This window comes from Streptomyces sp. NPDC002580 (genome assembly GCF_042889485.1).
In the GTDB taxonomy this organism is placed as follows: Bacteria; Actinomycetota; Actinomycetes; order Streptomycetales; family Streptomycetaceae; genus Streptomyces.
Map to the genome: position 1 here is coordinate 580,935 of NZ_JBIAQZ010000001.1, position 18,267 is coordinate 599,201.

Annotated in this window: 15 protein-coding genes and 2 pseudogenes; 8 read left to right on the forward strand and 9 right to left on the reverse strand. The window is 72.2% G+C overall.

Annotated features, from left to right (window positions below; all coding sequences use genetic code 11):
• Positions 1 to 97: 97 nt before the first annotated feature.
• From ACFYW7_RS02465 to ACFYW7_RS02475, 3 genes and pseudogenes are all read left to right on the forward strand, one after another.
• A pseudogene (locus tag ACFYW7_RS02465) lies at positions 98 to 1,303 on the forward strand (sensor histidine kinase); the annotation flags it as partial.
• A gap of 260 nt (positions 1,304 to 1,563) precedes the next feature.
• Complete coding sequence (locus tag ACFYW7_RS02470) at positions 1,564 to 2,241, forward strand: response regulator (RefSeq protein ID WP_389497137.1); 678 nt, start codon at positions 1,564 to 1,566, stop codon at positions 2,239 to 2,241.
• A 151-nt stretch (positions 2,242 to 2,392) separates the two neighbouring features.
• Positions 2,393 to 3,624, forward strand: a pseudogene (locus tag ACFYW7_RS02475) (exo-alpha-sialidase).
• Between the two features lie 9 nt (positions 3,625 to 3,633).
• On the opposite strand, the gene ACFYW7_RS02480 reads toward ACFYW7_RS02475, so the two are convergent.
• From ACFYW7_RS02480 to ACFYW7_RS02500, 5 genes are read right to left on the reverse strand one after another with little or no spacing between them, the layout of a single operon-like run.
• Positions 3,634 to 4,566, reverse strand: a complete 933-nt coding sequence (locus tag ACFYW7_RS02480) for a dihydrodipicolinate synthase family protein (RefSeq protein ID WP_389497138.1) — start codon at positions 4,564 to 4,566, stop codon at positions 3,634 to 3,636.
• A complete protein-coding gene (locus tag ACFYW7_RS02485) occupies positions 4,563 to 5,666 on the reverse strand; it encodes an oligopeptide/dipeptide ABC transporter ATP-binding protein (protein WP_389497139.1) in 1,104 nt (367 codons plus the stop codon). Before ACFYW7_RS02485 ends, ACFYW7_RS02480 begins: the two co-directional genes overlap by 4 nt.
• A gap of 31 nt (positions 5,667 to 5,697) precedes the next feature.
• Positions 5,698 to 7,665 (reverse strand): dipeptide/oligopeptide/nickel ABC transporter permease/ATP-binding protein, encoded by a 1,968-nt coding sequence (locus tag ACFYW7_RS02490; protein ID WP_389497140.1) that lies wholly within the window; start codon positions 7,663 to 7,665, stop codon positions 5,698 to 5,700.
• A complete protein-coding gene (locus tag ACFYW7_RS02495) occupies positions 7,665 to 8,624 on the reverse strand; it encodes an ABC transporter permease (protein WP_389497141.1) in 960 nt (319 codons plus the stop codon). Before ACFYW7_RS02495 ends, ACFYW7_RS02490 begins: the two co-directional genes overlap by 1 nt.
• A gap of 19 nt (positions 8,625 to 8,643) precedes the next feature.
• Complete coding sequence (locus ACFYW7_RS02500) at positions 8,644 to 10,272, reverse strand: ABC transporter substrate-binding protein (RefSeq protein WP_389497142.1); 1,629 nt, start codon at positions 10,270 to 10,272, stop codon at positions 8,644 to 8,646.
• A gap of 268 nt (positions 10,273 to 10,540) precedes the next feature.
• Here ACFYW7_RS02500 and ACFYW7_RS02505 point away from each other — a divergent pair, with 268 nt between their 5' ends.
• From ACFYW7_RS02505 to ACFYW7_RS02525, 5 genes are all read left to right on the forward strand, one after another.
• Complete coding sequence (locus ACFYW7_RS02505) at positions 10,541 to 11,281, forward strand: FadR/GntR family transcriptional regulator (protein ID WP_389498530.1); 741 nt, start codon at positions 10,541 to 10,543, stop codon at positions 11,279 to 11,281.
• Positions 11,282 to 11,472: 191 nt separating this feature from the next.
• Positions 11,473 to 11,961 carry a protein phosphatase gene (locus ACFYW7_RS02510; protein WP_389497143.1) on the forward strand — a complete coding sequence of 163 codons (489 nt, stop codon included), beginning with the start codon at positions 11,473 to 11,475 and terminating at the stop codon, positions 11,959 to 11,961.
• Between the two features lie 215 nt (positions 11,962 to 12,176).
• Positions 12,177 to 12,887 carry a hypothetical protein gene (locus ACFYW7_RS02515; RefSeq protein WP_389497144.1) on the forward strand — a complete coding sequence of 237 codons (711 nt, stop codon included), beginning with the start codon at positions 12,177 to 12,179 and terminating at the stop codon, positions 12,885 to 12,887.
• A gap of 315 nt (positions 12,888 to 13,202) precedes the next feature.
• A complete protein-coding gene (gene recO / locus ACFYW7_RS02520; protein WP_389497145.1) occupies positions 13,203 to 13,949 on the forward strand; it encodes a DNA repair protein RecO in 747 nt (248 codons plus the stop codon).
• A 125-nt stretch (positions 13,950 to 14,074) separates the two neighbouring features.
• Positions 14,075 to 14,920 carry an isoprenyl transferase gene (locus ACFYW7_RS02525; protein WP_389497146.1) on the forward strand — a complete coding sequence of 282 codons (846 nt, stop codon included), beginning with the start codon at positions 14,075 to 14,077 and terminating at the stop codon, positions 14,918 to 14,920.
• 88 nt (positions 14,921 to 15,008) lie between these two features.
• Here the strand turns inward: ACFYW7_RS02525 and ACFYW7_RS02530 are convergent, their stop codons facing one another.
• From ACFYW7_RS02530 to ACFYW7_RS02545, 4 genes are read right to left on the reverse strand one after another with little or no spacing between them, the layout of a single operon-like run.
• Positions 15,009 to 15,425, reverse strand: a complete 417-nt coding sequence (locus tag ACFYW7_RS02530) for a Fur family transcriptional regulator (RefSeq protein WP_389497147.1) — start codon at positions 15,423 to 15,425, stop codon at positions 15,009 to 15,011.
• A 58-nt stretch (positions 15,426 to 15,483) separates the two neighbouring features.
• Positions 15,484 to 16,386: a metal ABC transporter permease gene (locus ACFYW7_RS02535; RefSeq protein ID WP_389497148.1), complete on the reverse strand. Its 903-nt coding sequence runs from the start codon at positions 16,384 to 16,386 to the stop codon at positions 15,484 to 15,486.
• Positions 16,386 to 17,174 carry a metal ABC transporter ATP-binding protein gene (locus tag ACFYW7_RS02540; protein ID WP_389497149.1) on the reverse strand — a complete coding sequence of 263 codons (789 nt, stop codon included), beginning with the start codon at positions 17,172 to 17,174 and terminating at the stop codon, positions 16,386 to 16,388. Before ACFYW7_RS02540 ends, ACFYW7_RS02535 begins: the two co-directional genes overlap by 1 nt.
• A complete protein-coding gene (locus ACFYW7_RS02545) occupies positions 17,171 to 18,133 on the reverse strand; it encodes a metal ABC transporter solute-binding protein, Zn/Mn family (protein WP_389497150.1) in 963 nt (320 codons plus the stop codon). Before ACFYW7_RS02545 ends, ACFYW7_RS02540 begins: the two co-directional genes overlap by 4 nt.
• Between the last annotated feature and the right edge of the window lie 134 nt (positions 18,134 to 18,267).

The window sequence follows — 18,267 nt, forward strand, 5'->3', positions numbered from 1 at the left end:
GGCCGGCCGGCCCCTCACGCACCGGACAATCGGGCGTCCCTCCTCCCGGAGGGGCGCCGGCGCCCTCACGAAGGATGAAGCGGTGGACGTCAAACGCATGCTGCGCCTCACCGGCTTCGGACACCGGGGGAGCGTCGACCCGGCGCGGATCCTGCGCCAGGACGCGCTGCTCGCCGGCGTGCTGCTGATCGCCGACGTCACCGTGGCGCTCACCGTGGACACCGACGGCCGCCGTCCGGATGTCCTCGGCTGGACCCTGCTGATCGCCGCGCACGTCGCGGTGGTCTGGCGGCGGCGCGCCCCGCTCGCCGCGTTCCTCGCGCTCGTCGCCTGCATGGGGCCGTACCACGCTCTCGACTTCGACCACGAGGCGCCGCTGCTCGTCTCGATGACCGGGCTGTTCACCGTCGCCGTCACGGGGCGCCCGCTGCGCTCCCTGGCCATCGGCACCGGGGTCATCGGCATCATGCTCACGGTCAAGTTCGGGCAGGGCGCCGCCGAGGGCGCCGAGGCGCTGCGCATCACCGGCTGGATCGTCGCCTTCATCGTCCTCGGCGTGTACGTCCGGGTGCACGGGCAGTACCTCGCCTCGGTCGTCGAACGGGCCGAGCGCGCCGAGCGCACCCGCGAGGAGGAGGCTCGCCGCCGGGTCGCCGAGGAACGCCTGCGCATCGCCCGTGACCTGCACGACCTGCTCGCCCACAGCATCACACTGATCGGCGTGCAGACCTCCGTCGCCGCGCACGTCCTGGCCGCCGACCCCGACCGCCTCGACCGTACGGCCGTCGCCCGGGCCCTCGAGGACATCTCCGAGACCTGCCGGACCGCGCGCGGCGAGCTGCGCACCACGCTGGAGGTGCTGCGGGCCTGCGAGCACGGCGGAGGCGACGGGCGGGGCCCGCTGCCCGGCCTCGACGGGGTCACCGACCTGGTGGCGGCGGCCCGTTCGGCCGGCGCGCGAGTGGAGACGCGGGGCGCGGTCCGGGCGGACGGTGTCCCCTCCGCCGTGGGCGCCGCCGCCTACCGCATCGTCCAGGAGGCGCTGACCAACGCGGTACGGCACGCGGGCCCCGACGTCCTGGTCCGGGTGGACCTGCGCACGGACGGCTGGGCGCTGCGCGTGACGGTCACCGACGACGGCGTCGGCGACGCGGGCGGCCCGCCCGGCTTCGGTCTGACGGGGATGCGGGAACGGGCTCGTAGCGTGGGCGGCACGGTGGAGGCCGGGACCCGGGAGGAGGGCGGATTCGCGGTGGTCGCGACGCTGCCCCTCGGGACGGCGCTGCCCGGACAGCGGACGGTGCGGGACGGGACGGACCGGCTCGAAGGGCCGGGCGGACCGGAGGCAGAGGACGGCGCCGTGTCCGTACGGGACCTCGGTGGGGTGCCGGAACTCGGTGGCGTACGGGGCCCCGGAGCGTTGGACGGCCCCGAGGACGTACGGGATCCACGGACCGATCGTGATCCAGGGGCCGCGCGGGACGGCGAGGGCGTCCGCGGGGACCGCCGCGTGGCCGGACCCGGTCCCGTGGCCGCGTCGGAGACCGGAAGGGGCGAGGCCCGATGACCATCCGGGTGCTGCTGGCCGACGACCAGAACCTCGTGCGGGCCGCCTTCGCCATGCTCGTCGAGTCGGCGCGGGACATGGAGGTGGTCGGACAGGCGGCCACCGGGCGGGAGGCCGTCGAACTGGCGCGCAGCGAGCGGCCCGACCTGATCGTCATGGACATCCGCATGCCCGACCTGGACGGCATCGAGGCGACCCGGCTCATCGCGGCCGACGAGAGCCTGTCCGGGGTCAGGGTCCTCGTCCTCACCACGTACGACACCGACGAGCACATCGTGGAGGCGCTGCGCGCCGGGGCTTCGGGCTTCCTGGTGAAGGACACCCGGCCCGCCGAACTCCTCGACGCGATCCGCACGGTGGCCGCCGGGGACGCGCTGCTCTCACCGGGCCCGACGGCCCGCCTGGTCGCCCGCTTCCTGTCCGCCCCCTCGGTGCCCGCGCTGACCGTGGGCGGCCCCGAGGGGCTCTCCGAGCGCGAGCGCGAGGTGCTCACGCTGGTCGCGCGCGGCCTCAACAACACCGAGATCGCGGCGACGCTGGGGCTCAGCCCGCTCACCGCGAAGACCCATGTCAGCCGCATCATGGGCAAGCTGGGTGCCCGCGACCGGACCCAGTTGGTCATCGTGGCGTACGAGTCGGGGCTGGTGACACCGGGAGCCGCGGGCCAGGTCTGAGGCGGCCGTCCGCACGGCCCAGCAGGGCATCCGGGCGAATCGACATCTCGTCATCACGCCGCGAAAGCAAGGGCACTGATGTGTGCGGCGGGGAACATTAGGTTCACCTGGACATCCCACGTCCCATGTCCGACGTAGTCCAGGGAGTGCCATGACCAGCACGAGCCGCACGCTCGCGTTCACAGCCGCCGCCGGACTCCTCACCACCCTCGCCGCCACCGGAGGATCCGCCTCAGCCGCGCCCCTGGCCCCGGGGAACTGCGCCTCCTCGGTCCCGTACACCGCGGGCCGGGAGGGCTACGGCACCTACCGCATCCCCGCCGTCGTCACGACCCGGGCCGGCACGCTGCTCGCCTTCGCCGAGGGCCGGCACAGCGGCGCGGGCGACACCGGGAACATCGACGTCGTCCTCAGACGCTCGTCCGACGGCGGCTGCACCTGGGGCCCGCTGCGGGTCGTCGCGTCCGGCGACGGTGACACCCGCGGCAACCCGGCGCCGGTGGTGGACCCGCGGACCGGCCGGATCGTCCTGCTCACCTCTCCTACAACAGCGGCACCGTGACCGAGGCGCAGATCATGCGGGGCGAGGTCACCGCGGAACAGAGCCGGCGCGTCTTCGTGCAGACCAGCCGCGACGACGGAGGGCACTTCTCCGCCCCGCGCGACATCACGGACCGGGTGAAGCGGCCGGGCTGGCGCTGGTACGCCACCGGTCCCGGTCACGCGATCGCCCTGCGCCGCGGCCCTCACGCCGGACGCCTGGTCGTGCCCGCCAACCACTCCGCCGCACCGCCCGCCGGATCCGCCGACACCGGGCAGGAGCCCGGGTACTACGGAGCCCACGCGCTCTACAGCGACGACGGCGGGGTCCGCTGGCGGCTCGGCTACGTCGACGACTCCTATGACGGAACCGTCAACTCCAACGAGAGCACCGCGGCCGAACTCCCTGACGGCAGGCTCTACTTCAGCGCGCGCGACCAGAACGGGACGAGTCCCGGCAACCGCCTCGACGCCTACTCGGGCGACGGCGCCGAGACCCTGGACCGCCCCTTCGCCGTCCAGCCCGCCCTGAACGACGTTCCCGTCGTCCAGGGCAGCGTCCTCCAGCTCACCGGGCCCTTCGCCCCACTCCTCTTCTCCGGCCCCTCCGTCTCGACCGTCCGTCGGTCGATGGCCCTGTGGCGCAGCACGGACCGCGGCGCGGCCTTCACGAAGGCGGCCACCCTGTCCACCCGGCGAGCCGCCTACTCGGACCTCGTCCAGCTCGGCCCCGCCCGGGTCGGCGTCCTCTACGAGACCGGCGACGCGGGACCGTACGAGACGATCGAGTTCCGGCGCCTGCCGGTGAACCGGCCGCCGACCGCACCGACGCGCACGCCCTAGCTCCAGGACCTACAGCAGCCCCGCGGCCGCCAGGTACTTCCCGACCCGCTCGATCTCCTCCTGCGACAGCGGGACCTGGGGTTCCGCCGTCGCGGGGCAGTCGATGACGCCCCGCAGGAACAGCGCGGCCTTGAACGCGCCGAGCGCCGAGGAACTGCCGCCCATCCGGGCGGGATCGCCGACGCCCACCATGGCGAACAGCTCGCACAGCCGTTCCTGCTCCGCCCGGGCCCGCTCCCGGTCGCCCGCCACGCACAGGTCGTACAGCCGCACGTAACCCGCCGGGTCCACGTTGGCCAGGCCGGGGACCGCGCCGTGCGCGCCGAGGGCCAGCGCCGAGTCGACCACCACCTCGGAGCCGGTGAGCGCGGTGAAGCCGCTCAGGCCGGGGTGGGAACGGGCGCCGGTGACGACCGCCCGGAAGGAGCCGAGGTCACCGCTCGAGTCCTTGAGGCCCGCCAGGACACCGTCGGCGGCGAGTTCGAGGACCAGCTCGGGGCTCAGCTTGGTGTGGACGGACGCGGGCAGGTCGTACGCGAACACGGGAAGTCCCGCACCCGCGGCGAGACGGAAGTGGCGGGCGATCTCCGAGGGGTGCGTGCGCGTGTAGAAGGGGGCCGTGACGACGATCGCGTCCGCGCCGGCGGCCCGCGCGGATCGCGCGTGGTCCAGGACGCGCGGCGTCGTCATGTCGATCGCGCCGGCCAGGACGGGGAGCCGGCCGGCGACGTGCCCCGCCGCGGTCTCCACGACCAGCCTGCGCTGGGCGTCCGTCAGATAGGCGACCTCGGACGTCGAGCCGAGCACGAACAGACCGTGCACCCCGCCCGCCATCAGATGGTCGATCAGCCGGGTGAGCGACGGGACGTCCACCTCGCGGTCCGGTGTCAGGGGGGTGCAGACGGGCGGTACGACACCGGTCAGCGGGGCGGGGAAGGTCACGAGGGCTCCCGGATGTGCTGCTGGAACGGAAGGTCGGCCATGGCGGTGGCCTCGGCGGCGGACTCGGCCTGGGCGACCAGGGATCGCGTCGGCCGGCCCTCCTCCACCGGATGGTGACACCGGAAGCGGTGACCGGGGGCCGACGCGGCCGTGAAGTCCGGCATCCGGGTCGCGCACCGTTCGTCGGCCTTCCAGCACCGGGTGCGGAAGGGACAGCCGCTCGGCGGGCGCGTGGCCGAGGGGACGGGGCCGGTCAGCGGAATCGGTTCGATCGGATCCAGCAGGCCCGGGGTCGCCGAGAACAGCGCCCGGGTGTACGGGTGACGGGAGCCGTCGGTGACCGCGTCCGCCGGTGACTCCTCCACGATCCGGCCGAGGTACATCGTGATCACCCGGTCGCTCATCCGCCGCACCGTCTGGATGTCGTGGGACACGAACACCAGGGCCAGGCCGAGGCGTTCCCTCAGATCGAGGAGGAGGTTGAGGATCTGCGCGCGGACCGACACATCCAGCGCGCTCGTCGGCTCGTCGGCCACCACCAGCCCCGGGTCCAGCGCCAGGGCGCGGGCGATCGCCACCCGCTGGCGCTGCCCGCCGGAGAGCTGGCCGGGCAACGCGTCCGCCAGTGCCCGGGGCAGACCGACCAGGGACATCAACTCCCGCACCCGGTCGTTGCGTTCGGCCGGCGTGCCGCGCCGGTGCACGTCGAGCGGATCGCGCAGGATCCGGTGCACGGGCAGTCGGCGGTTCAGGGCCGTCGCCGGGTCCTGGAAGATCATGCCCGTGCTGGACCCGACGGCCCCGCGCCGCTCGTCCGGTTTCAGGGACCACAGGTCGCGGCCGTGGAAGGCCACCGTGCCGGAGGTCGGCCGCTGCACCCCCACCAGCACCTTCGCGAGCGTCGACTTGCCACAGCCCGACTCGCCGACCACGCCGACCGTCTCCCCGGCCGCGACGGTGAGATCGGCGCCGGTCAGCGCGTACACCCGGTCGCGGGTGAACACCCCGCCGCTGCGGGCCCTGTGGACGACCGCCACGTCGGTGAGCCGGACCAGCGCCTCCGTCCGGTGGACCTCGGCCTCCCGCACCGGCGCGGTCATACGACGGCCCCGGTCCGCGTCGGCGGAATCCTCACGTCACGGCCTCGCTCTCGATGGTCACCAGGTCGACGGCCGGATGGTGGCAGGCCGCCGTGTGCGTGGACGGTCCGACCAGGCCGGGTGCCGTCGTCCGGCACACCTCGCTCGCCATCGGACAGCGGTCGGCGAAGCGGCAGCCCGCCGGGAAGTCGGCGGGGGAGGGGACGACTCCCCTGATCTGCGTCATGCGTTCCGCCGCCGACTCCAACGACAGGACGCTGCCCAGCAGCCCGCGCGTGTAGTGGTGCGCCGGTGACTCCACCAGGTCCGCCGTCACCCCCGTCTCCACGATCTGGCCGCCGTACATCACGACCACCCGGTCGGTGACCGCCGAGATCAGCGCCAGGTCGTGCGAGACGAGGATCAGGGCGAAGTCCAGCTCCGCACGCAGGCGCAGCAGCAGCTCCATGACCTGCGCCTGGACCGTCACGTCCAGGGCCGTCGTCGGTTCGTCGGCGACGATCAGCCGGGGCTCGCGGGACAGGGCCATCGCGATCAGGACGCGCTGGCGCTGGCCGCCGGAGAGCTCATGGGGATAGCTGCGCAGGGTCCGTTCGGGATCGAGGCCGACCAGGGCGAGGAGCTCGGCCGCCGGGCGCCTGCCGCCCCGCCGTACCACCTGCTTCAGCTGCGCCCTGATCGTCATCGCCGGGTTCAGGGACGACAGCGCGTCCTGGTAGACCATCGCCATCTCGTGGCCCAGCAGCCGACGTCGTACGCGCATCGGCTCGCCCACCAACTGCCGCTGGTCGAAACGGACATGGCCGCCGACCCGGGCGCCCTTCGGTTCCAGGCCCATCACCGTCAGAGCCGTCAGCGACTTCCCGCAGCCCGACTCGCCGACCAGGCCCAGGACTTCACCGGGATACACCGCGAAGCTGATGCCGTCGACGATGTCCGCACCGCTGTGCCGGTCGTCGAAGCCGATGGCCAGGTGCTCGACGGCGAGGACGGGCTGCCGTCCCGAGGGGAGCGGACGGGCCCGCGAGCGCAGCCGCGCGGCGGCCTCGGCCAGACCGGGCAGTTCGAGGACCGTTCCGCTGCCCGGCTCGGGCGCCTCCAGGCGGTCCGCGGCGGGCGGCACGGAGATGGCGCGCGCGGCCGGTGCCGCCCAGGCGTCGGAGACGCCCTCGGACAGGATGTTCAGCGACAGGACGGTGATCAGCATCAGCAGGCCCGGGAAGACCGTGGCCCACCAGCCGCCGGTCAGCACCATGTTCTTGCCGTCGGCGATGACACTGCCCCAGGACGGGTCCGGGGGCCGCACCCCCGCTCCGATGAAGGACAGCGAGGCCTCGAAGACGACGGCCTCGGCGACCTGGACGGTGCAGAACACCAGCACCGGGGCGGCGCAGTTGACGGCGACGTGCCGCAGCACGATGTGCGGGGTGCGGGCGCCGATCACCTGCTCGGCCGTGACGTAGTCCTCCCCGTACTGGTCGAGGACGTTCGCCCGGACGACCCGGGCGACCGGCGGGGTGAACAGGAACGCGATCGCGCAGATCAGGACCGTGATGCCGCCGCCGAACACGGCGACGAGCACGGCGGCGAGCGCGATGCCGGGGAAAGCCATCACGACGTCCAGGCAGCGCATCAGCGTCTCGTCGACCGCCCGGCGCGAGGTCGCGGCGAGCGCGCCGAGCAGTGCTCCCACGACCAGGGCGAGAGCGGTGGCGCCGAAACCGATCGCCAGGGACCAGCGCGCCCCGTACATCAGCCGGCCGAGGATGTCCCGGCCGAGACTGTCCTGCCCCATCCAGTGGCCGGCCGACGGATGCCCGGTGCCGTCCACCGGCGGCTGCTGGTCGAGCGGGTCGTGCGGCGCGAGCAGGGGGGCGAACAGGGCCGTCAGCACGACCACGGCCAGGAAGCAGACCGCGATCCGTGACAACGGCGGCAGCCCGCGCAGCCGGACACCGGGCCGGGCGAGGGCTCCCGCCAGTTCCTTCCGCGTGAACATCAGGTCGCCTCCCTCAGTCGTGGGTTGACCAGCAGATACAGGAGGTCGATCACGAGGTTCACGACCACGAAGCCGACGGCCGTGGTCAGGACGACGCCCTGCACGACCGCCGGGTCACCGTTCTTCACGGCGTCGATCATCAGCTTGCCCATGCCCGGCAGCGAGAAGATCGTCTCGATGACGACCGCGCCACCCAGCAGATAGCCGACGCGCAGCCCCAGCACGGTGAGCGGGTTCATCAGGGCGTTGCGCAGCACGTTGCGGCCGACGACCACCCGGGGCGGCAGCCCGCTGCCGATCGCGGTGCGCACGTAGTCCTTGTCGAGCTCCTCGACCACGGACGTCCGGACGATCCGGGTGAGCTGGGCCGCGACCGGCAGGGACAGCGCGAGCGCGGGCAGCGCCATGGTCCGGAGCCAGCCGGAGAGCGAGTCGGCCGGGTTGACGTAGCCGCCGGTCGGGAACCAGCCCTGGTCGACGGCGAGATACTGGATCATCAGCAGCGCCAGCCAGAAGCCCGGTGCGGCGACCCCGACGAGGGACACCACCCGGATGATCTGGTCGGCCGCCCGGTCCCGGTGGATCGCCGCCGTGACCCCGCCGAGCAGGGACAGCACCACCGCGATCCCGAGCCCCAGGAAGGTGAGCTGGAGCGTGAGCGGCAGCGCGGTGGTGACCTGCTCGACGACCGGCGCCCTGGTCAGCGCCGAGGTGCCCATGTCGCCCCGCGCCAGGGCGCCCACGAAGTGGAGGTAGCGGACGGGCAGCGGATCGAGCAGGCCGTTCCGTTCCCGGAAGTCGTGCAGTTGCCGCGGGGTCGGGTTCGCGCCCTGGAAGAACGCGGACGCCGGATCGACGTCCGAGAACCGCATCACCAGGAAGACGAACAGGACGATCCCGAGCATCAGCGGAACGAGCAGTGCGACGCGGCGCAGCAGGATCCTGACGATGGCGACCACGTGTCAACTCCCTCGTCGCCTAGACCCACTTGGCCTGGAGCAGGTTGATGCCCGGATAGGGCTGCGGCCTCATCCCGGCGATCCGCCGCGGATTCCACGCCGTCATCAGCTCGTTGTGCACGACCGGGTAGAGCACGGCCTGCTCGGCGACGGTGTCGATGCAGTCCTGGACCATCGCCTTCTTCTTGTCGGCGTCCGGCTCCCGCGTCGCCCGGTCCATGTCCTCGAAGAGCTTCTTCGCGACCGGGTCGCCGGCCCAGCGGGCGTAGCCCATCCAGAGGTTCTGGGGGCCGTAGTTGTAGTGCATGATCAGGTCGGCGTCGAGGCCGAACTGGTTGGGGTTCGAGGCGGCGGCGACGACCTGGTAGTCCTGCTTCTGGTCCATCTTGGTGAACACGGCCGTCGTCTCCTGCGGGGACAGCGTCGTCCTCACCCCGATCGCGTCCCACGACGCCTTGATGGTCGGCAGGCAGTCGACGATCCAGCTGACGTTCACCGACAGGATCTCGATCCTCAGCCCCTCGACCCCGGCCTCCTTCAGGAGCTTCCTCGCCTTCTCGGGATCGTAGGAGTAGACGGTTCTGGCGGGCCGGTAGGCGGGGTTGCCCTCGTTGAGGAAGGAACTCGACGGCTTTCCGTGCCCCTTCAGGGCGACCTCGACCATCTTCCCGGTGTCGATGGCGTAGTGCAGCGCCTGGCGGACGCGCACGTCGTCGAACGGCTCGTGCCGGGTGTTGAACATCAGGAACAGGTTGTTCATGCCCGCGCCGCCCCGGACGGTCATGCCGCCCTTGCGGAGCTGCTCGATGTTGGCGTACGGGATGTTGTCGGCGATCTGGGCGCCGGCGCCGGCCCCGGAGATCTTCGCGACGCGGGGCGCGGCGTCCACTATGGTCAGCCAGTTCATCTTCTTGAACGCGGCCTCGCGCGGCCCGTTGTAGGCGGCGAACGCCTCGAAGGTGGTGTTCGACTTCGGGTGGTGCGCGGTCTGCCGGTAGGGCCCCGAACCGATCGCCTTGCCCTTGATCGCGTCGTCCCAGGCGCCCGGCAGCGAGAAGACGTGCTTGGGCATGATCTTCGCCAGGGTGAGCCGGGAGATCCCCTCCGGGAAGGGGAACTCGAGGACCAGCTCGACGTTCTCCGCGTCGATCTTGCGGACCTCCTTCAGCCAGCTCGCGAAGAAGCCCTTGGCGAGGGTCTGGGTGTCCGGATCGAGTATCCGGTCGAAGACGAAGACCACGTCGTCGGCGGTGACCGGCTTCCCGTCGTGGAACGTGGCCCCCGCCCGCAGCGTGAACTTCCAGGACGTGCCGGTGAGGTCGGCGGGCACCTGGGTGGCGAGCGCGGCATAAGGCTCGCGGGAGATCGGGTCGGTGTCGAGCAGGCCCTCGTAGATGTGGTTGTTGGCGGCCATCGAGAAGGCGGACGCGGTCTGCGTCGGATCCCAGCTGCCGTCGTTCCCGTAGCCGATCACGGCCGTCAGCGTGGCGTTCCGGCCACCGCCCGAGCCGCTGGTGTCGTTCGTGGACTCCGGCCCGGACGAGCAGGCGGCCAGGGACGAGGAGAGGGCGGCGGCCGCGCTCAGGGCGCCCGTGTACTTCAGGAACGACCGGCGGTGCAGCGCCGGAGTGTGGGGCACGTCGCGCACGGTTCCTCCAACAAGGAGTGGTCCAGTTGAGCGGTGCGGTGAAGCGGGTGGGGCGGTGCTCGAAGGCCCGGGAGGCAGGAGATACGACGTCCTACGTCATAGGGGGCAGCGTGACCATAAAAGGGGGCGCGGAGGGGGTCAAGGGCCCGCACACGAATGGCGCATCTTCCACAGGCGCGACCAATGACGGTATGAAACAGGGGTAGTTGGCCGAACTTGGCGTTTGATCAGCCCGGAGGTGGGACGTCCGATGTCCAGCGAGCGTACGATGCGGCGCATGCCTGAGGAGAGCGGGAACCGGCGTCGGCCCGAGCGTCGGGTGAGCGGCCAGATCCAGCGCGAGGTCATGCAACTGATCCTCGACCAGGGGCTTCCGGCCGGTGCGCCCCTGCCCACCGAGACCGAGCTGATGGCCGATCTCGGTGTGAGCCGCAACTCGGTCCGCGAGGCGCTCAAGGCGCTCCAGGCGCTCGACATAGTCGAGATCCGGCACGGCTACGGCACGTACGTCGGCGAGGCGTCCATGACGCCGTTCGTCGACGGGCTGACCTTCCGCACGCTCGCCCGTCCGGACGATCCGACCGGGGCGCTGGCCGAGATCCTCCAGGTCCGCGAGGTGCTGGAGGAGGGGCTGATCAGCCGTGTCGCCCAGGTGCTGACCGAGGAGGAGCTGGACCGGCTGGAGGACGTCGTCACGGAGATGGAGTCGGCGGGCGACGACGGCCGCTCCTTCCCCGAACTCGACAGCCGCTTCCACGAGTTGCTGTACGCCTCGCTCGGCAACCCGCTGGTGCCGCAACTGCTCGGCGCCTTCTGGACCGTGTTCCGGCGGGTCGCCGTGGTGCGGGGCTGGACCGACGACATCACCCCGGAGGTGACGGCCCGCCGCCACCGCGACATCCTCACCGCCCTGCGGGCCCGGGACGTCGAGGGAGCCCAGCGCGCGATGGCCGACCACTTCCGCGGCATCGAGGCCCGCGCCGCCCAGGGCGCCCGCGGGGTGAGCTGACCGCCACCGGCGTCCTCCCGGGCCCGCCTCGTGGCGGGTCACGGCCCGGGTCCGCCCCTTCCCGGGTCCGCCCCTTCCCGGGCCCGCCCCATCCCGGGCGGGGCTGTCCCGGGTCCGCGCTCTCCCGGGCGGGCGTCGCCCGGGGTCCCCGCCGCGATCCCCCGCCCACCGGGCTCCCCTACGCTGGCCTCGTGACCGAAACCCAACCCGACTCCCCGCCCGGGTCCGGCACCGGTGGCGGTACCTGGGATCCGGGTGGAGCGGGTGTGCTGACGCTGCCCTCCGGCCGGCTGATACGGGGCCGGGGCCTGCGCCGGCCGCTCCCGGCGGACGCAGGCGCCCCGCCCACGTACGCCGTCCACCTGCTCGGCAAGCGGCCGCCCGCGGTCCCCTGGGAGGCCCGCTGGCTGCGCTGGCCGGACTTCCGGCTGCCCGCCGACCGCGCCGAGGCCCGCGCGGTGCTCACCGAGGCCTGGCGGCGGGCGGCCGGCGAACGCGTCGAGATCGCCTGCTACGGCGGCCGGGGCCGCACCGGCACGGCCCTGGCCTGCGTCGCCGTCCTGGACGGCGTACCGCCCGAGGACGCGGTGGCCTACGTGCGCCGGCACTACGACCGGCACGCGGTGGAGACCCCGTGGCAGCGCGCGTACGTGCGGCGCTTCGGCGGCCAGGAGCCGTGAGGGCTCCGGCGCGGACACCTGGCCTCCGTGGGCCCGGTGTCCCGTCCGGCGGGGGCCGCACGACTCGGCCGTGAACCCATGGTCTTCGTGCCGATACAGGGCGAATCGATTCACCATGATCTATTCCGTGGATTTGCGTTAAAGTCGCACAACTGCCGTGCCTGGGCGGCAATATGGCCTGATCTTCCTCCGCATCACGGACCCGAGGCCGCGCCATGACCAGACCGCAGTCCCCGACGGACCCCTATGCGGGGCCGCAGCGTCCGGGCCGTCCGGCCCCGGGCGAGTCCCACCGCACCGCGCTCGTCGTGGCGCTGATCGGCGCCGCGGCCACCATCATCGCCACTCTCATCAGCCTGTTCGTGCAACTGAGCGGGGAGGTGGAGCAGCGTGGTCCGGACCCGTCCCTCGGCGGCGCGGCGCCCGTCTCCGAGGCGCCGGGCGTGTTGGCCGCGTCCAGCGCCCCCGCCACCGCCGCCCCGTCGAGTCCGGCACCCCCGCCGAGCCCGTCCGGGACGACGCCCGGGACGTCCGGCGGATCCGGCGCGACCCCCGTCGCGCCGGCCGCCGTCGGCGTGCCGGAGGAGTTCCTCGGACGCTGGCAGGGCTATGCCGAGGAGATCGACGCGACCGAGACCGACCACTACCGCGTCACCCTGGAACTGGAAGGGGGAAACCGGCGGGAACAGGTCGGCACCATCCACTACGCCATGGAGTCCTCCGACTGTCACGGCGTCCTCACGCTGACGGCGGCCGGGAGCGACCAGGTGACGCTCGGGGAGGACATCCGGTCCGGCGACTGCGTCACCAACGGTCGCATCACGCTCACCCTGCGCCCCGGGGACACCATGGACTTCGCCTACGGGTCGACCAAGCGGGACGGCACCCGGCAGACCGTGCGGGCCGGCCTGGAACGCGTCGGCTGACCGGCGCGGCCGGCGCAGTCGGGTCCCGATCGCTCGGTGACTCGGTGACTCGGTGACTCGGTGACTCGGGGCCGGGGTCCCGGTGGTCATCGGGTCATGGAGCCCTCTGTCCCGGTGGGCCGGGGAGGAGGCCGCGGCGGGGTCGAGCCGGTCCGGGGCCGGGACCGGTCGGGCAGAGCCGGGAGCGGGAGGGGCGGAGCGCCGCCGGATGGGAACGGCGTCGTACGTGGCCGCCGAGCGGTGCTTCGCGGGCGCCCGGGAACGAAGGGACCCGTCCGGGTCGGGCCGCGGGCGCCGTAGGCGAGAATGGGCAGCATGAGTCTGTTCCGCGACGACGGCATCGTGCTGCGCACCCAGAAGCTGGGTGAGGCGGACCGGATCATCACGCTGCTCACACGCGGTCACGGACGGGTGCGGGCGGTCGCGCGCGGTGTCCGGCGGACCAAGTCGAAGTTCGGGGCGCGCCTCGAACCCTTCTCCCACGTGGACGTGCAGTTCTTCGCCCGGGGCGGCGAGCTGATCGGCCGCGGTCTGCCCCTGTGCACGCAGAGCGAGACGATCGCCCCCTACGGCGGCGGGATCGTCACCGACTACGCGCGCTACACCGCGGGCACCGCCATGCTGGAGACCGCCGAGCGCTTCGCCGACCACGAGGGGGAGCCGGCCGTGCAGCAGTACCTGCTGCTGGTCGGCGGGCTCCGCACCCTCGCGCGGGGTGAGCACGAACCGCACCTCGTCCTCGACGCCTTCCTGCTGCGCTCCCTCGCCGTCAACGGCTACGCGCCCAGCTTCAGCGCCTGTGCCAAATGCGGAATGCCCGGGCCGAACCGGTTCTTCTCGGTCGCGGCGGGAGGTTCCGTCTGCGTCGACTGCCGGGTGCCCGGCAGCGTCGTACCCTCACCTCAGGCCCTCGAACTCCTCGGCGCGCTGCTCACGGGAGACTGGGAGACGGCGGACGCGAGCGAACCGCGGCACGTCCGGGAGGGCAGCGGGCTGGTGTCGGCGTATCTGCACTGGCATCTGGAGCGCGGACTGCGTTCCCTGCGGTACGTGGAGAAGTAGCCGCACCCCGGCAGGCCGGGGCGGCGAGGGCGCCCAACGCGCGAGACAGCGAAGAACAGCACCGAACAGCAAGCAGAACGAGACGAGCGCCCAGCGCGCGCAAGCCAGAGGGAGACGAGAAGCACATGGTCGTACGCGGGATCCTGGGACGCCAGCGCCGCGAGTACAGGGCGCCGGAACCGCACCCTTCCGGTGCCCGCGCGCCCAAACTCCCCGGCGAGCTCATCCCTGACCACGTGGCGATCGTCATGGACGGGAACGGCCGCTGGGCCAAGGAGCGCGGGCTGCCGCGCACCGAGGGGCACAAGGTCGGAGCCGAGCGCGTTCTCGACGTGCTCCAGGGCGCGGTCGAGGTCGGCGTCGGCAGCATCTCCCTGTACGCCTTCTCCACCGAGAACTGGAAGCGCTCGCCCGACGAGGTGCGCTTCCTGATGAACTTCAACCGCGACTTCATCCGCAAGACCCGCGGCACCCTCGACGAGCTCGGCATCCGGGTGCGCTGGGTGGGCCGGATGCCCAAGCTGTGGAAGTCGGTCGCCAAGGAGCTCCAGATCGCCCAGGAGCAGACCAAGGACAACGACGCGCTCACGCTGTACTTCTGCATGAACTACGGCGGCCGTGCCGAGATCGCCGACGCGGCGCAGGCGCTGGCCGAGGACGTGAAGGCCGGCCGCCTCGACCCGTCCAAGGTCGACGAGAAGACCCTCCAGAAGTACATGTACTACCCGGACATGCCGGACGTGGACCTGTTCCTGCGCCCGAGCGGCGAGCAGCGCACCTCCAACTACCTTCTGTGGCAGAGCGCCTACGCCGAGATGGTCTTCCAGGACGTCCTGTGGCCCGACTTCGACCGGCGCGACCTGTGGCGGGCCTGTGTCGAGTACGCGCAGCGCGACCGCCGCTTCGGCGGCGCCGTCCCGAACGAGCAACTGCTCGCGATGGAGCGGGCCATGCGGGGCGACGGCTCGTAACACCCGCCGCCCGCGGACGTGGACAGGTTGCGGGCGATCCTCGACCGCAACCTGACACGCGTTTGAGGGCCCGAGCCCCCGAAGGGGCTCAGCCCTTCGCCGCCGCGCACTCCGCGCACGTACCGAAGATCTCCACCGTGTGGGCCACGTTCACGTAGCCGTGCTCCGCGGCGATGGCCTCGGCCCACTTCTCGACGGCCGGGCCCTCCACCTCCACGGCCTTGCCGCACACCCGGCAGACGAGGTGGTGGTGGTGCTCGCCGCTGGAGCATCGCCGGTAGACGGACTCGCCCTCCGACGTGCGCAGGACGTCGACCTCGCCGGCGTCGGCCAGGGACTGGAGCGTGCGGTAGACCGTGGTGAGCCCGACGGAGTCGCCCTTGTGCTTGAGCATGTCGTGGAGATCCTGCGCGCTGCGGAACTCGGCCACCTCGTCGAGCGCGGCCGCCACGGCGGCCCGCTGCCGGGTCGAACGGCCCCGGACGGGCGATCCAGCGGTTGTCACCGTTGCCTCCTCGCGTCTGCCCTTGCCCGGCCATTGTGCCAGCCCGGGCGGGGCCCGGTCAGACGCCGACCGTGCTCTCCGGGCCCCGGGTGGCCGGAATCGCGCACTCCGCGGGGTCTCCGGCCGCCTGCGCGGCGGCCACCGCCCTGGCCCGGCGCCGGGCCAGGGGTGACGCCAGCCCCGTCAGCAGGACGAACACGCCGATGGCCAGCAGGACGATCATCGCGCCGGGCGGCACGTCCTGGTAGTACGTGGTCACGGTGCCGCCGATGGTGACGCTCACTCCGATCGCCACCGCGATGGCGAAGGTGGCGGCGAAGCTCCGGCTGAGCTGCTGCGCGGCCGCGACCGGCACCACCATCAGCGCGGAGACGAGCAGCAGGCCGACGATCCGCATGGCGACGGTCACGGTGACCGCCGCGGTGACGGCCGTGAGCAGGTTCAGGGCGCGCACCGGCAGCCCGGTGACCCGCGCGAACTCCTCGTCCTGGCTGACCGCGAACAACTGCCTCCGCAGGCCGATGGTGACGAGGAGGACGAAGCCCGCCAGCAGGCAGATGGCCGTCACGTCCTCCTGGGAGACCGTCGTGAGGGAGCCGAAGAGGTACGACATGAGGTTGGTGCTGCTGCCGCCCGGCGCGAGGTTGATGAGCATCACGCCGCCCGCCATCCCCCCGTAGAAGAGCATCGCGAGCGCGATGTCGCCGCGGGTCCTGCCGTACCAGCGGACCAGTTCCATGAGGACCGCGCCCAGCACGGAGACGGCCGTCGCCATCCAGATCGGGGACCAGGACAGCAGGAAGCCGAGGCCGACGCCCGTCATCGCGACATGGCCGATGCCGTCGCCCATGAGGGCCTGGCGGCGCTGGACCAGGTAGATACCGACGGCGGGGGCGGTGATGCCCACCAGGACGGCGGCGAGCAGGGCCCGCTGCATGAAGGCGTAGTCGAGGATCTCCATCAGCTCAGCAGTCCCGTCCGGAGGGGTTCGGCGTCGTGCGCCGCGTGCGGGTGTACGTGGTCGTGGCCGGGCAGCGCGTGCTGGCCGAGGGCCCGCGGCGGCGGCCCGTCGTGCAGCACACAGCCGTCCCGCAGGACGACCGCGCGGTCGATCAGCGGCTCCAGGGGGCCCAGTTCGTGCAGGACGAGCAGCACGGACGTGCCCTGGGCGACCTGGTCGCGCAGGGTGGCGGCCAGCACCTCCTGGCTGGCGAGGTCCACGCCCGCCATCGGCTCGTCCATGATCAGCAGTTCGGGCTCGCAGGCCAGCGCGCGGGCGATGAGGACCCGCTGGTGCTGCCCGCCCGACAGGGCGTTCACGGAGTCCTTGGCGCGGTCCGCCATCCCGACGAGCTCCAGGGCCCGTCGTACGGCCGCGTGATCGGCCTTGCGCAGCATGCCGAAGCGCGCGCGGGACAGCCGTCCCGAGGCGACGATCTCGGTCACCGTCGCCGGTACGCCGCCCGCCGCCGTGGTGCGCTGCGGGACGTATCCCACGCGTCGCCAGTCGCGGAAACGGCGTCGCGGGACACCGAAGAGTTCGATCTCCCCGGCGCTGACGGCGACCTGGCCGATGACGCTGCGCACCGCGGTCGACTTGCCGGAGCCGTTGGCGCCCAGCAGGGCGACGACCTCCCCGCGGCCCACGGTGAGGTCGATGCCGCGCAGGACCGGGCGGGAACCCAGTTCCGCCCGCACACCGCGCAGGGACACGACGGACTCGTTCACGACGTCCTCCACACTGGTCATTCGGCGCCGAGAGCCTTCTGCAGCGCCTTCAGGTTCGACTCCATGACCTGCATGTAGTCGCTGCCCCTGGACTTGTCGGTGATGCCCTCGAGGGGGTCGAGGACATCCGTGCGAAGACCCGTGTCCCCGGCGATCGTCCTGGCCGTGCGGTCACTGACGAGCGTCTCGTAGAACACCGTCGTGACGCCGTCGGCCTTCGCCATCGACTCCAGTCCCTTGATCCGGTTCCCGCTGGGCTCGGACTCCGGGTCCAGGCCGCTGATGGCCTCCTCGGTGAGCCCGTAGCGCTCGGCCAGGTAGCCGAACGCTGCGTGGGTGGTGATGAACGTCTTCGTCCTCGTGCGGGCGAGACCGTTCTCGAAGTCGGTGTTCAGCGCCACGAACCTGCTGCGCAGCGCCGCCATGTTCTTCGCGTAGTCGGCGGAGTGCTTCGGGTCGGCCTTCTCGAACGCGGCGGCGACGCCCTCGGCGACCTCGGCGAAGCGCACCGGGTCGAGCCAGACGTGCGGGTCGGTGGCGCCGCCCTCCTCGTCCTCGCCGTGGTCGTGGGCGGCCGCGTGCCCGCCGACCTCGGTGCCGTGCTTCTCCAGCTTCGTCAGCGAGGCGGCGTCGATCTTGTTCTTCACCTCGGCCTGGACCACCGCGTCGTCGACGGCCGGCTGGAGGTTCTTGATGTAGAGGACGGCGTCCGCGTCCTGGAGCCGTGCGGTCTGGCGGGCGCTGATCTCCAGGTCGTGCGGTTCCTGGCCGGGCTCGGTCAGGTTCGTGACGTTCACGTGCGTCCCGCCGATCTCCTCGGCGAGGTACTGGAGCGGGTAGAACGACGCCACGACGTCCAGTTTCCCGTCACTCCTCCCGCCGGCCGCGGCGGCGCCCGAGCAGGCGGTGAGAGCGCCGAGACCGAGGGCGGTGGCCGCCACGGCCGCGGCCCCGGATATGAGGCGTCGTCGTACGTTCATGACACTCATTTTCAACAAATCTGGAAACGATTGTCAACAAGCCCTCGTCCGGGCGTCCCCGAACCCCCTGACAACAGGTATCAAGGGGATGTAAGCGGCAGGAAGCGGTCCACTCGGCGAACCGATTTGATGCA

Coding starts and splice junctions, on each gene's coding strand:
- ACFYW7_RS02470 (WP_389497137.1), top strand. CDS start 1,564: ATGACCATCCGGGTGCTGCTGGCCGACGACCAGAACCTCGTGCGGGCC.
- ACFYW7_RS02485 (WP_389497139.1), bottom strand. CDS start 5,666: ATGACCGCGCCGGTGCGGGAGGCCGAGGTCCACCGGACGGAGGCGCTG.
- ACFYW7_RS02490 (WP_389497140.1), bottom strand. CDS start 7,665: ATGTTCACGCGGAAGGAACTGGCGGGAGCCCTCGCCCGGCCCGGTGTC.
- ACFYW7_RS02505 (WP_389498530.1), top strand. CDS start 10,541: ATGCGGCGCATGCCTGAGGAGAGCGGGAACCGGCGTCGGCCCGAGCGT.
- ACFYW7_RS02515 (WP_389497144.1), top strand. CDS start 12,177: ATGACCAGACCGCAGTCCCCGACGGACCCCTATGCGGGGCCGCAGCGT.
- recO (WP_389497145.1), top strand. CDS start 13,203: ATGAGTCTGTTCCGCGACGACGGCATCGTGCTGCGCACCCAGAAGCTG.
- ACFYW7_RS02525 (WP_389497146.1), top strand. CDS start 14,075: ATGGTCGTACGCGGGATCCTGGGACGCCAGCGCCGCGAGTACAGGGCG.
- ACFYW7_RS02535 (WP_389497148.1), bottom strand. CDS start 16,386: ATGGAGATCCTCGACTACGCCTTCATGCAGCGGGCCCTGCTCGCCGCC.
- ACFYW7_RS02540 (WP_389497149.1), bottom strand. CDS start 17,174: ATGACCAGTGTGGAGGACGTCGTGAACGAGTCCGTCGTGTCCCTGCGC.
- ACFYW7_RS02545 (WP_389497150.1), bottom strand. CDS start 18,133: ATGAACGTACGACGACGCCTCATATCCGGGGCCGCGGCCGTGGCGGCC.